This window comes from Pseudoxanthobacter sp. (assembly GCF_036822375.1).
In the GTDB taxonomy this organism is placed as follows: domain Bacteria; phylum Pseudomonadota; class Alphaproteobacteria; order Rhizobiales; family Segnochrobactraceae; genus Pseudoxanthobacter.
Map to the genome: position 1 here is coordinate 1 of NZ_DAISHT010000003.1, position 13,088 is coordinate 13,088.

Below are 13,088 nucleotides of genomic sequence, written 5' to 3' on the forward strand. Positions count from 1 at the left end.
GCAGATCGACCTTGTAGCCCTTCTCTTCCAGCACCTTCTTCATGTTGTCGCCGTCCGCGATCCAGCGCGCGGAAGACTTGGTCGGCATCGCCACGCCGATGGTCGCCTGATCGGCCGCAAAGGCGGGCGCGGTGAAGGTGACGGCGCCGAGCACGAGGCCGGCGAGAATGGAGGTCAGTGCCTTCATGGTGGAGTCTTCTCCCTGCTTGTTGTCGTGACCGCTGCCTTGCGTCCGGCGGATCGTCACCTGTGCAGGTGCGTCGGCCGGGGGGCAGTCTTGTTCGTGTCGCCCGGGTGTGGCCGCAGCAGGTTCACCCTGTCTGTCGGACGCGGCGTGGGGCCTTGTGTGCTGCAGCCGGCGGCAGGCCGGCTTCCTCTGCCTTCCCGTTCGTTGCGGCGGGGCCGGGCCGAAAATGATGGGCGCCCCTCATGCGCAGACGTTGACGGTATTTTGTCATAACTTTCAAATGTATTTTTTCCCGTGATCCATAACCTTTTTGATATATCTCCTGGGAGACCGGCGGAAACCCGCACCGTCCGCGTGCCCGCGGAATTGTGGCAACATGCTGGACAGAAATGATAAAATGCCATTGTGCCGAGCGGGGACGGGTGAATGGGTGAGAGCGCTTCCACCACTGCACGAACGCCAACCTTTCGCTCCGGCGCGCCGCTGGAACGGCTGCTGCGGGCGGGTCTGAAGCTGCGGCATCTGCAATTGCTCGTGGCGCTCGACGATGAGCGGAAGTTGCAGCAGGCGGCCGCAGCGCTGAACATTTCGCAGCCAGCCGCCTCCAAGATGCTGGGCGATATCGAAACGATTGTCGGGATGCCGCTGTTCGTGCGCCTTGCGCGCGGCATCGAGCCGAACATCTATGGCGAGGCTTTGATTCGGCGTGCGCGCGCCATGCTGGCCGAGCTGAATCAGGCCGGCGAGGAGATTGCGGCGCTGCGGGCGGGCGAGGGCGGCAGCGTGGCCGTGGGCGCGGTGATGGCCCCGGCGGTGGAGGCGCTGGTCGAGGCGATCGAGAGTGTGCGCGCCCGCCTGCCGCGGGTGGAAATCAGCGCACAGGTCGAGACCAGCGACGTGCTTTCCGAAGCGCTGCTGGCCTCCCGGCTCGATTTCGTCATTGCCCGCATTCCGGTCATGGCCGATCCCGGCCCCTTCGATTACCGCGAGATCGGGCCGGAGGATGTGGCGCTGGTGGTGCGGGCAAGCCATCCGCTGGCGGCGCTGAAGGCGGTGACGCCGAAGGACCTCGACCATCGCGACTGGGTGATGCAGCCGCGCGGCTCGCTGCTGCGCCGGGCGCTGGAGGCGATGCTGCGCCGCCATGGCGTGGCGCCGCCGCAGCGGGTGGTCAACACCGGCTCGTTCCTGATGACGCTGGTGATGACGGCGCGCACCGATGCCATTGCTCCGATGGCGATTCCGGTGGCGGACCTGATGATGGAGGCGGGCAATTTCCGCCGCCTGCCGCTGACCGAGCGGCTGGAGGTGGAGCCGTTCGGCCTCATCCGCGCCCGCGGCCGCCAGCTTTCCCCGGCCGCGGAGGTGCTTTACCGGGCGGTGGAAGCACGTCTTCTGGGTATTGTCGGGTCGTGATGTGCCACTGCACGTTTACAACCGCGGCCGGACAGGGCTAGTTTCGCAAATCATTCTGAACAAAGGCGGCGCCTCGTTCTCGTTCTGGCCAATCGTGCGGGACGGCGGGCGGTTTTGCGCCGGAAGGATCGAACCGATGACCGTCAGGGCAGGCAGGGCCGGGCTGAAGCCGGCGATGCAGGGGCATGCGCACGAGCCCGGTGCGCCACCGCCGCCGGCGCGCCGGTCGCGCCGGGCGGTGCTGCCGGCCAGCCTGTTCGGTGATCTGCCGGTGGTGGTGCTGCCGGCGGTGGATTCCGACGGACCGCAGCACGAGCAGATCTACAACCGCCTGCGGCAGGCCCTCATCGCCGGCCGGCTGCGCCCCGGCGTCAGCCTCAGCCTGCGCAGTCTGGCGCTGTCGCTCGACAGCGGCCTGATGCCGGTGCGCGAGGCGGTGCGCCGGCTGGCTGCCGAAGGGCTGCTGCATGTGCTGGAAAACCGCCGGCTGTGCGTGCCGGTGCTGACGCGGGCCCGGTTCGACGAGCTGATGCAGGCCCGCCTGCTGCTGGAACCGGCCTGCGCCGTGCGGGCGCTGCCGTTCATCGATCCGGCGCGGCTGTGCCGCATCCGCGATGCCGACGCGCGCATGAACGCCAGCTATCCGGCCGGCGATGCCGAGCGTTATATGCTGGAAAACTACCGGTTCCATTTCGAAATCTACCATGCCGCCCCGTCGGAGGTGCTGGTGCCGGTGCTGGAAGGCGTGTGGGCGCAGTTCGGTCCGTTCATGCGGGCGGTGTTTCCGCAGGTCGACGGGGCCGGCTTCCGCGACAAGCATTTTGCCGCCATGGCTGCCATCGAGGCCGGCGACGGGCCCGCGCTCGCACAGGCCGTGCGCGATGACATCGACGACGGCCGGGCCCTGCTGGAACGCGCCGTGAGCGCCGGCGACGGCTTCGCGCCCTGAGGCCGGCACCCACCGTCGCCGAGGCGATGGTGCCCCATTGCCGAAGCGGCGCAGCGGCAATATTGTGATCACAATTTCGCTGCCGGTCTTACCCGTCGGGGTTCCTGCCGGTGGCGGCGACCCATCCGGATCCTGCGATCATGCCCGTTCTGCCCTCTTCGCTGCCGTCCCGTGAGGCCTTTGAGGCCGCCGGTCGCCGGCTCTATGCCGCCGAGGCGGCCCTTTTCGAGGCGCGCCGGCCGAAATCGGCCGCCGCCCGCGACAGCGGCGCCGCCGGCTTTGCCGGCGGCGTGCCGATGCACTGGATGCTCGACTGGCCGATGCCGTTTCCGATGATCGTCGCCGGCGCCTGCGGGGTGCACCTGACCGATATCGACGGCAACGTTCTGGTCGATTTCTGTCTGGGCGATACCGGTGCGATGTTCGGCCACGGTCCGGCGCCGGTGGTGGCGGCGATGGCCGCCAGTGCCACGCGCGGGCTGACCTTCATGCTGCCTTCGGCCGATGCCGCGCCGGTGGGCGCGCTGCTGGCACAGCACTTCGGCCTCAGTCACTGGCAGGTTGCGACCACTGCCAGCGACGCCAACCGCTTTGCCCTGCGCGCGGCCCGCGCGGTGACCGGGCGCAGCCGCATTCTGGTGTTTGACGGCTGCTATCACGGCACGGTGGAAGACACGCTGGTCGATCTCGTCGACGGCGCCACCATCACCCGCCGGTCGCTGATCGGGCAGGTGGCCGACACAGGGCTGACCACGGTTGCCGTGCCGTTCAACGATGTCGGGGCGCTGGCCGCGGCGCTGGCCGACGGCGATATCGCCTGCGTGATCGCCGAGCCGGTGATGACGAACTGCTCGATGATCCTGCCGGCGCCGGGCTTCCACGCGGAACTGCGCCGGCTGACGCGCGCCGCCGGCACGCTGCTGCTGATCGACGAGACGCACACGCTTTCCACCGGCCCCGGCGGCTATACCGGCGCGCACGGGCTGGAACCCGACCTGATGGTGATGGGCAAGCCCGTGGCCGGCGGTGTGCCGGCCGCCGTCTGGGGCATGAGCGAGGCGGTGGCGGCACGTTTTGCGCTCGTGCGCGATCGCGAGGAGCATGGCCACTCCGGCATCGGCACCACGCTGTCGGGCTCGGCCCTGCAGCTCGCCTGCCTGCGGGCCTGCCTCTCGGAGGTGATGACCGGGGCGACCTACGCGGCGATGCTGCGGCAGGCCGGGCGCATCGAAGCCGGGCTTGCGTCCGCCATTGCGGCGCTGGGGCTCGACTGGCATGTGGCGCGCGTCGGCGCCCGTCTGGAGGTGGTGTTCCGGGCCCGTCCGCTGCTGAACGCCGCCGATGCCCGTGCGGCCGCGCTGCCGGAGGCCGAACGCGCCCTGCACCTGATGCTGCTGAATGCAGGCTTTCTGCTGACGCCGTTCCACGACATGGTTCTGGTCGGGCCGATGGTGACCGACGATGAGGCCGATGGCTTCGTCGCCGCCTTCGCCGCTGCGGCCGGCCGCCTCAGGCAAGCCGCGGAGATGCTGTGATGACCCTTGCTCCCGATACCCTCTCCGTGCGCCCGCAGGGGGCCGCCGACATCGAGGAAGCGCGCGCATTCCTCGGCGATCATCCCGAGATCGTCGCCGTCGACCTCGTGCTCGTCGATGCCAACGGCATCGGGCGCGGCAAGATCGTGCGCCGCCATGAGCTGATGGCCATCTATCGCAACGGTCGCCACCTGCCGGGTTCCATCCTCGGCCTCGACGTGACGGGCGAGGATGTGGAGGAGACCGGGCTGGTGTGGTCCGATGGCGATGCCGACCGCCGCGCCTGGCCGGTGCCCGGCACGCTGGTGGCGCAGCCCTGGACCACACCGCCGCGGGCGCAGGTGCAGCTTTCGCTCTACGAACTCGATGGCACGCCGATGGCCGCCGATCCGCGTCACGCGCTGGCGCGGCAGGATGAAAGCCTGCGGGCCGGCGGCATGAACCCGGTGCTGGCCTTCGAGCTGGAGTTCTATCTGCTCGACCGCGAAGCCGCCGCCGACGGCAGCCCGCAGCCGGCGCGCCTGCCGCTGACCGGCGAGCGGCCGGCCGCCATTCAGGTCTACCGCGTGGACGAACTCGACCGGCTGGAGCCGTTCGTCGATGCCATCTATCAGGCCGCGGCCGAGCAGGATCTGCCGGTGGAGACGATGATCTCCGAATATGCCCCCGGCCAGTACGAACTGACGCTGCGCCACCGGCCCGATGCGCTGCGCGCGGCCGACGATCTCGTCATGCTGAAGCGGCTGATCCGGGCGCTGGCCGCGCGCCACGGCATGATCGCCTGTTTCATGGCCAAGCCCTTTGCCGGCTATGCCGGCAGCGGCATGCATCTGCATGCCAGCCTTGCCGATGACGACGGCAACAACCTGTTTGCCGACCGGGAGGGCGAAATCGCGCCGCTGCTGCGCCACGCCATCGGCGGCCTGACGCAGACCATGGGCGAAAGCCTGCTGGTGTTCGCGCCGCATCTCAATTCGTGGCGGCGATTCGCGACCGGCTCCTATTCGCCGGTTGCCCCCAACTGGGGCCTCAACAACCGCTCCGTGGCGGTGCGCGTGCCGGCCGGCAGCGCGGCCGGCCGGCATCTGGAACAGCGCGTGGCCGGTGTCGATGCCAATCCCTATCTCGTCGGCGCGACCGTGCTGGCCGGCTTGCGGCGCGGCATCGCCGGTGCCGTGGAACCGGGCGAGCCGGTCAGCGGCAACGGCTATCAGAACGCAAAAATCGACGGCATTCCCTCAGGCTGGCTGGAGGCGATTGCGGTGGCGGAGCGCTCGGAATTTGTGCGCGAAGCGCTGGGGCCGGTGCTGCACCGGGTGCTGATTGCGCTGAAGCGGGCCGAATATGCCCGGTTCGCCGCCGACATCACGCCGCTCGAATACCGCGCCTATCTGGAAACGGTCTGAGTGCCGCGACGAGCCGCCATGCTTGTCAGAAGGGCGGCGGTGGTGGCAGTGGTGGCGTGGCCCGGCGCGCGCCGGCCTTTCCGCAACAGCGGCGGGCGGCAGCGCGGCAGGCCACCCGGACAGGAAGGGCAGGAGCAAGGGGCAGCGACGATGGGCAAGTTGACGCTGGAGGATGTGGCCCGCGAGGCCGGCGTCAGTCTGGCGACCGTAGACCGCGTTGTGAACGGACGGGCGGGCGTTCATGCCCGCACGATCGAGCGGGTTCAGGCGGCCATCCGCCAGCTCGATTTCCGGCCGGATCGCCACGCCTCCCGCCTCGCCCGCGGGCGCAATTACGACTTCCGCATCCTCCTGCCCAGCGGTGAAAACGATTTCATGAAGATTCTTGCCGCCGAGTTCCGCCAGACGGACGTGCGGATGCGGCAGGAGCGCGTTGAAATCGGCCTGACGGAAGTGGACGTGTTCGACGGTGCGGCCCTTGCCGCTGCGCTGGACGCGCTGCCGCGCACCATCGACGGTGCGGCCGTGATTGCGCTGGATCACCCGGCGGTCGCCGAGGCGGTGAACGGGCTTTCCGATGCCGGGGTGCCGGTTCTGACGCTCGTTTCCGACCTGCCGCAGACGCGGCGGGCGCGTTTCGTCGGCATCGACAATTTCGCGGCCGGCCGCACGGCCGCCTCGCTGGTGGGGCGGCTCACCGCCGGACGCAGCGGAAAGGTGGGGCTTATCGCCGGTTCGCTGGCGCTGCGCGACCATATCGAGCGCCACAGCGGCTTCGAACAGGTGCTGGCGCTGGAATATCCCCATCTGGAGGTGCTGCCGGTGCGCGAGGGGCGCGACGAGAACGCCCGCGTGGAGGCGGCGGCGGCGCAACTGCTGGCCGAAAATTCCGATCTGGTGGCGCTTTACAATGTCGGCGGCGGCCAGCTCGGTGTCGTCAACGCGCTGGAGGCATCGGGGCGGGCGAAAGAGGTGGTGTTCGTTGCCCACGAACTCACGCCGCTGTCGCGCCGCCAGCTGATGCGCGGCACCATCGATGCCATCATCAATCAGGATGCCGGCCACATGGCCCGCAGCGTGGCGCGCATCCTGCTGGCGCTGCGCGAGGGCGACCCGATCGTCACGGCGCAGGAGCGTATCCGCATCGAGATCTTCCTGCGCGACAACCTGCCTTGACGTGACAGGCCGCCCGGAGCGCCGGCGCTGCGCGCGCCATGCCGGGTTGACGAGTGTAACAGTATAACATAACAATGCCCGTGCCGGTTCCGCTGAGGGGCCGGCCTGCCGGCGGCCGGGCCGGATTTTCTCACGATTTCAGAGCGGAGCGGTCCCCATGCCGGGTTTCAGGATGAACAGGCGCCTTGTTTCCGTCGTCGCTGTGCTGGCGGCGCTTGCCGGCAGTGCCGGGGCGGCCGCGGCGGGCGAGCCGCTGCGCGTGGTTGCCGCGGAGAACGTCTATGGCGATATCGCCGCGGCGGTCGGCGGCGACCGGGTGACGGTGACCAGCATCATCGCCAGCCCCTCCGACGACCCGCACCTGTTCGAGGCCAGCCCTTCCACGGCGCGGGCGCTGGCCGAGGCGGCGCTCGTCATCTACAACGGGGCCGATTACGATGCGTGGATGACGAAGCTGCTCGGCGCCTCCCACAATGCCGCCCGCAAGGTGATCGTGGCGGCGGACCTGATGAAGGTGCCGGCGGGCGCGAACCCGCACATCTGGTATGATCCGGCGACTGCGCTGGCGGTGGCCGATGCGACGGCGGCGGCGCTCATTGCCCGCGATCCGGCCGATGCGACGGCCATCGGCGCCAATCTGGCGGCCTTCAGGGCCAGCATGAAGCCGGTGATGGACGAGGTGGCCGCGCTGAAGGCGCGTTACGACGGCACTGTCGTGGCGGCCACCGAACCGGTGTTCGGCTACATGGCCGATGCCATCGGCCTGAAGATGCAGAACATGGCCTTCCAGCAGTCGGTGATGAACGACACCGAGCCGACGCCCTCGCAGGTCATCGCCTTCGAGAAGGGGCTGAGCGACGGCACTGTCCGCGTTCTGTTCTATAATCAGCAGGTGACGGATTCGGCGACGGAGCGGTTGCTCGGCATCGCGCGGGCCCATAACGTGCCGGTCGTGGGCGTGACCGAGACCGCGCCGAAGGACAAGAGCTTTGCGGGCTGGATGATGGATGAACTGAACGAGACGGGCGCAGCGCTCGCCAGGGCGGCCGGGCAGAAATCGTGACAGCAGCGGTCAGCCTCAGCGGCGTGCGGCTGGTGCAGGGCGGCCGGGCCATCCTGAACGACGTGTCGTTCAGGGTGGAGCCGGGCGAGTTCATCGGTGTGCTGGGTGCCAACGGCGCCGGCAAGACCACGATGATGCGCGCCATTCTGGGGCTGATGCCGGTGGCTGCGGGCGAAATCCGCGTCAATGGCGCTGCCGTTGCCCGCGGCAACCCGGCCATTGGCTATGTGCCGCAGGTGCGCCGGTCGCTCGCCGAGCTGCAGCTGACGGGGCTGGAACTGGTGGCCTCGGCGGCGGGGGGCGAGCGCTGGGGCTGGCCTTTCGCCCGGCGCCGCGACCGCGATGCCGCGCGCGCGGCGCTGGATCTGGTGGGCGCCGGCTTCCTTGCCGGCCGTCCGCTTGCCGAAATGTCCGGCGGCGAGCGTCAGCGCCTGCTCATCGCGCAGGCCATCATGGGCGAGCCGGCGCTGCTGCTGCTCGACGAACCGCTCGTCAGTCTCGATCCGAGCCGGCAGAACGAGATCGTGCAGCTGACGGCCCGCGTTGCCCGCGAGCGCAACGTGGCCGTGCTGTTCAGCGCCCACGAGGTCAACCCGCTGATGGGGGCCATCGACCGGGTGCTGTATCTGGCCGGCGGGGCTGCGGCCATCGGGCCGGTGGACGAGGTCGTGACCGGGCCGGTGCTGTCGCGGCTCTATCATGCGCCCATCGATGTGGTGCGTGTCGACGGGCGCATTTTCGTTATGAGCGGCCGGTCGGACGTGGAGCGCGGCGGCCACTGCGGCCATCCGCACTGCGACGACCACGACCACAGCCAGCACCACCACGCACACTGACGGCCGGTCGGCCGGCGGCGGCCGGCCCGGCCTCTCAGCGCGGCTCCGCTTCATTCCGGCTCCGGTCCATGCCGGCTCCGCTCAGCGCAGGCTCCAGAACCGGTAGTGTCCGTCGTCGTCGTTGACCGACCCTTCGACTTCCTTGGCGAAGCCGGGGAAGGTGCGGCCCCAGTTCTCCAGCGCCCGCATGTAGCTCAGCCAGGGCCCCTCCGCATCGCCGAAGCACTCGCCCGGCATGACGATGGGGATGCCCGGCGGGTAGGGAATGACGCCGGTGCCGGCAATGCGGCCGGCCAGCGCATCCAGCGGCAGCAGCTCGGCATCGCCGGCCATGAGGCGGGCGTTGGCGGCGCGCGGCGGCAGGCGCGGGTCCGGCAGGCCGGCAAAGGCGGCGGCCTGCTTGCGATCCAGCCGGTTGAGGCGCATGTGAGCGAACATCTCGTCGCACAGATCGCGCAGGCCCATGCGGGCATAGCGTTTCGGCGCGGCCGCCACGATGTGCGGCAGGGTCTGCTTCAGCGGTTTGTTGTCGTCATATTCCTGCTTGAAGTCGAGCAGCGTGGACATCAGCGTGCCCCACTTGCCCTTGGTGATGCCGAAGGAGAACAGGCACAGCACCATGAAATCGGTCGTGCGCGAGGGAATGATGCCGTAATTGTGCAGATAGGCGCTCAGCACTTCGGCCGGCACGCCGGAATCCTGCAACTCGCCGTCGTCGCCCATGCCCGGCGTCAGAATGCCGGCCTTGATGGGGTCGAGCATGCACCAGCCTTCCGGCAGACCTTCGAAACCGTGCCAGGACTGGCCGGGGTGCAGCAGCCACGGTTCCGCGCTGGTTGCCAGCCAGTCCGGGTCGGCATCCTCGAAGCGCACCAGTTCGCCGTTCTCGTCCTTCACCAGCGGTGCGTTCCACGGCCGGAAGAACCAGTCGCCGCGGCCGGCGAAGGTATCGTAGGCGCGCGCCAGCGCCTGACGGAAGGAAATGGCTTCGTTGATGACCTCCCGCGTCAGCGCACCGCCGCTCGGGCCGTCCATCATCGCGGCGCCGATTTCGTTGGAGGCGATCAGCGCATAGAGCGGCGAGGTGGTGGTCTGCGCCATGTAGGCTTCGTTGAAGCGGCTGTGTTCAACCGGCTGCCGGCCGTTGCGCACATGGATGTAGGAGGTCTGCGACAGGGCGGCGAGCAGCTTGTGGGTCGACTGCGTGGCCAGCACCGTCGGCCCGTCCGCCGGGTGGTCGTCCGGGTCGCCGCGCATGGCATAGCGGTTATCGTAGAGCCGGTTGAAGCGGGCGTAGCCGAACCACGCCTCGTCGAAATGAATGCGGTCGACGCTCTGTGCCAAAAGGTCTTCCACGGCGCTGGCATCATAGCACAGGCCGTCGTAGGTGCAGTTGGTGACAACGGCGTAGACCGGCCCGGCCTTGCTCGCCATGCCGGCCAGCGGGTGCTGTTCAAGCCGCGCGGCGATAAGTTCGGGGTCGAACTGAAAGGGCGAGATCGGGCCGATGATGCCGTAGCGGTTGCGGGTGGGCGTGAAGAACAGCGGAATGCCGCCGGAGAAGATCAGGCCCTGTTCGATCGACTTGTGGCAGTTGCGGTCGCACAGAGCGAACTGGCCGTCGGCGACCATGGCCGTCATCACCGTGCGGTTGGAACCGGAGGTACCGGAAAGGCCGGAATAGGAGCGGTGGGCGCCGAACACGCGCGCGGCATATTGCTCGGCCTCGCCGATCGGGCCGGTATGGTCCAGAAGCGAGCCGAGCTGCTCGCGCTCGATGCCGGTGTCGGTGCGGAAGATGTTCTCGCCGAAGAAATCGAAGAACGAACGGCCGGCCGGCGTTTTGGTGAAGGCGACGCCGCCCTGATGGCCGGGCGCCGCCCATGAATATTCGGCGGTATCCGCATAGTCGAACAGGGCGCGCGTAAAGGGCGGCAGCAGTTCCTCGCGATAGCGCTTGATGGCTGCCACGATGCGCCCTGCGATGAAGGACGTCGTGTCCTCAAGCATCCAGACATATTCGTTGGCGAGCTGCATCACCTCAACCGTCAGTTCCGCGCCGATGTTGCGGTCTTCCATGAGGATGACCGGAATATCGGCATTGCGGGTGCGGATGGTGCGCAGCAGGTCCATGCCGTCTTCTTCCGACAGGCCCTCCTCGCGTTCGCGGGTCCAGTCGAGCAGGATGGCGTCGAGCGAGGGGTCGGAAACGATAGCGGCGCGGCCGTCGGGGTAGGTTACGGCTTCCACCACCTCGATGCCGCGGGCCTGCAGCTCCTCCGAAAGGGCGCGCACCGCCCGGCCGCCGACGCTGGTCGGCATCGCCAGCGTGTCATCCACGATCAGGACCTTGGGCTTATGCAGTTTGATCGTGCGGCCCAGCATGGCGGGTCTCCCGTTTTTCCGATGATGGCCGGATAGCGCCGGATTGCATCAGCCGCGTGACGGCGGGGCAGGGGCACAACGGGCCGATGCCGGATGGTCCACCATCGCAACGCCCGGCGCCACCGCCACGGGGCCGCCGGCGGAGAGAGTTTGCGGAAAAGTGATCGGCGGTGCGGCGGAAACCCGGTCGCGGTGCGTTGCTCAGGGAGAGGCGCGGGCGGCCGCCGCAACAATGCCGGCTTGTGCGGCGCACACTGCCGCATGGGGGCCGGGCAGCGACGCAGACGACAATAGAGAGGCAGCGGCCGGCAATGCGAACGGGCGGGATGGCGACGGGGCTTGTGGCGGCAATGGTCGCGGCGCTTGTTCTTGCAGGCTGCAGTCGTGGCCTGCCCGGCAGCGAGCGCATGTTTCTGGATGGCGATGCCTACGATATCGCCATGCATCGCGGGGCTGCGCCGGTGGTGGTGTTTGCCAGCGATGTCGGCCGGACCAAGGGGGAGTGGCGGCCGGTCTACAGCGCCATCGCGGCCGCCAACGCCACCTTCGCCTGGGACCGGCCGGGCCTTGGCGGCAGCGCGGCAAGCCTCGATCCGCGCGACGGCACGGAGGTGGTGGACGAACTGGAGCAGTTGCTGCGCGCGCGCAACGTGACCGGCCCGCTGGTGCTGGTGGGCGACGGATCGGGCGGGCTCTACATGCAGCTCTTTGCCCGGCTGCATCCGCAGCGCATCGCCGGGCTGGTGCTGGTGAACCCGGTCGCCCCGGCCACTTTCGGCCTCTCCGGCGGCCCGGCGGCGCGCACGCGGCTGCCGGGCAGCACCGTGCGGGTCGCCGGCCTTGGCGGGGCGGCCCGCGCCGAATATGCCGCACTCGCCGTGACCGGCGAGGAGGTGCGGTCGGCCCCCGCGCTGCCCGCGGACCTTCCCGTGGTGCTGGTGATGAGCCGGGAGCCGGCGGGCAAGGGCGACGAGGCGGCCGCCGATGCCGCCCGGCAGGCCGCGTTCGCGCGGCTCTGGCCCGGGGCGGATGTGCGGATCGTGGAAGGCGGGCCGGCTCTTGTGGCCGGCAATCCCGAAGCTGTGATAAGCGCCATTCAGGCGGTGCTTGCACGGGCGGACAAAAGCGACGACCCGGCAGCGGACAGCGGAGGAGGGACACCATGACGGAAGAACGCCGGCGCCCGGTTGCCGGGGACTTTCGCTTCTGGAGCGAGGACAAGGTGCGGTTTTCCGATCTCGATGTGCTCGGCCACTGCAACAATGTGGCCGTGACGCGCTATTTCGAGACGGCCCGCGTGGAAGTTCTGGAAGCTGCCGGCGTGCGGCTGACCGAGGGCCGGCTGTTGCCGGCGGTGGTGCGCACCACGGTCACTTTTCACCGCGAGATGTTCTATGGCGCGACGGTGCGCATCGGCACCCGCATCACCCGGTTCGGGCGCACGTCGATGGTGCTGGAGAGCGCACTTTTTGATGCAGACAATTGTGCGGCGGACGCAGAGGTGGTGCTGGTGATGCTGGATGGTGAAAGCCACCGGCCGATTCCCGTGCCCGACGACCTGCGCACGCGGCTGGAGGCGGTGACCTGAGCAAGGCAGCCGCGCCCGGCTGGCCGGGCGCACGGGGAGACTGACGTCATGTACCTGCCGATCATCGTGGCCCTGATGGTGGTCCTGCCGGCCCTGTCGATCGTTATCGATCTCGTGGTCGCGCCGGGCGCGATGGGCTTTGCCGAAGTCGCCGGGCGCTGGCTGGTGTTCTGGATCGTCGGCGTGCGGCTGCTGATGGCCGGTGCCCGGCAGGTGTTCAGTCCCGATTTCACCGCCCGCACATTCTTCGGCATCAGCGACGTGCGGGCGCTGGTGGTGGTGCAGGAACTGGGGCTGGCCAACAGCGCCCTCGGCCTTCTGGGCGTGGCCACGCTGCTGATGCCGGCGTGGATCGCGCCGGCCGCGTTTGCCGGGGCGCTGTTCTTCGTGTTCGCCGGCCTGCGCCACAGCCTGCGCGGCACCCGCAACCGCGCCGAGACGGTGGCGATGGTCTCCGATTTCTATGCCTTCGCCGTTCTCACGGTGCTGCTGATCGTGATGCTGGCGCGGGCCTGACGGCCGGCAGGCGGGCCGGGTGACGAAGCGG

General features: G+C 69.0%; 11 protein-coding genes and 1 pseudogene. 10 read left to right on the forward strand and 2 right to left on the reverse strand.

All coding sequences use genetic code 11. The features are described from left to right. A pseudogene (locus V7067_RS00850) lies at nt 1–187 on the reverse strand (sugar ABC transporter substrate-binding protein); the annotation flags it as partial. Nucleotides 188–613: 426 nt separating this feature from the next. On the opposite strand from V7067_RS00850, the gene V7067_RS00855 reads away from it, so the two are divergent. The 7 genes from V7067_RS00855 (at nt 614) to V7067_RS00885 (ending at nt 8,568) form a co-directional block, all read left to right on the forward strand. Continuing rightward, the gene (locus tag V7067_RS00855) at nt 614–1,603 is read left to right on the forward strand and encodes a LysR substrate-binding domain-containing protein (protein WP_334173973.1); all 990 of its coding nucleotides are present in this window, start codon (nt 614–616) and stop codon (nt 1,601–1,603) included. A 136-nt stretch (nt 1,604–1,739) separates the two neighbouring features. Beyond that, entirely contained in the window at nt 1,740–2,552 is an 813-nt protein-coding gene (locus V7067_RS00860; protein ID WP_334173974.1) for a GntR family transcriptional regulator, read from the forward strand. Nucleotides 2,553–2,692: 140 nt separating this feature from the next. Further along, complete coding sequence (locus V7067_RS00865; protein WP_334173975.1) at nt 2,693–4,087, forward strand: transaminase; 1,395 nt, start codon at nt 2,693–2,695, stop codon at nt 4,085–4,087. Further along, a complete protein-coding gene (locus V7067_RS00870) occupies nt 4,087–5,493 on the forward strand; it encodes a glutamine synthetase family protein (RefSeq protein WP_334173976.1) in 1,407 nt (468 codons plus the stop codon). Before V7067_RS00865 ends, V7067_RS00870 begins: the two co-directional genes overlap by 1 nt. A gap of 150 nt (nt 5,494–5,643) precedes the next feature. Beyond that, nucleotides 5,644–6,669, forward strand: coding sequence for a LacI family DNA-binding transcriptional regulator (locus V7067_RS00875; protein ID WP_334173977.1), 1,026 nt, complete (start codon nt 5,644–5,646; stop codon nt 6,667–6,669). Nucleotides 6,670–6,841: 172 nt separating this feature from the next. Continuing rightward, a complete protein-coding gene (locus V7067_RS00880) occupies nt 6,842–7,732 on the forward strand; it encodes a zinc ABC transporter substrate-binding protein (protein WP_334173978.1) in 891 nt (296 codons plus the stop codon). Continuing rightward, the gene (locus V7067_RS00885) at nt 7,729–8,568 is read left to right on the forward strand and encodes an ATP-binding cassette domain-containing protein (protein ID WP_334173979.1); all 840 of its coding nucleotides are present in this window, start codon (nt 7,729–7,731) and stop codon (nt 8,566–8,568) included. The genes V7067_RS00880 and V7067_RS00885 overlap by 4 nt, the downstream gene beginning before the upstream one ends. An 81-nt stretch (nt 8,569–8,649) precedes the next feature. On the opposite strand, the gene V7067_RS00890 is transcribed toward V7067_RS00885, so the two are convergent. Further along, a complete protein-coding gene (locus tag V7067_RS00890; protein WP_334173980.1) occupies nt 8,650–10,953 on the reverse strand; it encodes an Orn/Lys/Arg decarboxylase N-terminal domain-containing protein in 2,304 nt (767 codons plus the stop codon). A 326-nt stretch (nt 10,954–11,279) separates the two neighbouring features. On the opposite strand from V7067_RS00890, the gene V7067_RS00895 reads away from it, so the two are divergent. From V7067_RS00895 to V7067_RS00905, 3 genes are read left to right on the forward strand one after another with little or no spacing between them, the layout of a single operon-like run. Then, nucleotides 11,280–12,119, forward strand: a complete 840-nt coding sequence (locus V7067_RS00895; RefSeq protein ID WP_334173981.1) for an alpha/beta hydrolase — start codon at nt 11,280–11,282, stop codon at nt 12,117–12,119. Further along, on the forward strand, nt 12,116–12,541 hold the full coding sequence (locus tag V7067_RS00900) for a thioesterase family protein (RefSeq protein WP_334173982.1): 426 nt from the start codon (nt 12,116–12,118) through the stop codon (nt 12,539–12,541). The genes V7067_RS00895 and V7067_RS00900 overlap by 4 nt, the downstream gene beginning before the upstream one ends. Nucleotides 12,542–12,589: 48 nt before the next feature. Continuing rightward, the gene (locus V7067_RS00905) at nt 12,590–13,057 is read left to right on the forward strand and encodes a hypothetical protein (protein ID WP_334173983.1); all 468 of its coding nucleotides are present in this window, start codon (nt 12,590–12,592) and stop codon (nt 13,055–13,057) included. Nucleotides 13,058–13,088: the final 31 nt, after the last annotated feature.